The sequence below is a fragment of the Pseudomonas sp. 2995-1 genome, assembly GCF_002742505.1.
Taxonomy (GTDB): domain Bacteria; phylum Pseudomonadota; class Gammaproteobacteria; order Pseudomonadales; family Pseudomonadaceae; genus Aquipseudomonas; species Aquipseudomonas sivasensis.
Genome location: NZ_LJSA01000257.1, coordinates 1 through 311, shown reverse-complemented (window position 1 = coordinate 311; position 311 = coordinate 1). Strand labels below are relative to the sequence as shown.

The 311-nt window shown below is 60.8% G+C and carries 1 pseudogene; it reads left to right on the top strand.

The window, feature by feature from the left end:
- Positions 1–311, top strand: a pseudogene (locus AOA61_RS05630) (arabinose ABC transporter substrate-binding protein); the annotation flags it as partial.

Below are 311 nucleotides of genomic sequence, written 5' to 3'. Positions count from 1 at the left end.
CTCACCGCCGCACTGAAAACCCTCGACGTCCCCGGCAGCATGGACGCCACCAACTCGGCGCTGGTCAAGCTGCCCAGTGGTGCGAAAAACCTGATCATCGGCGGCATGAATGACAACACCGTGCTCGGCGGCGTGCGCGCTACCGAAAGCGCAGGCTTCAAAGCGGCAAACGTGATTGGCATCGGCATCAATGGCACCGACGCCATCGGCGAACTGAAAAAGGCCGACAGCGGTTTCTTCGGCTCCATGCTGCCAAGCCCGCATATCGAGGGCTACAACACGGCGCTGATGATGTACGAGTGGGTCACCAA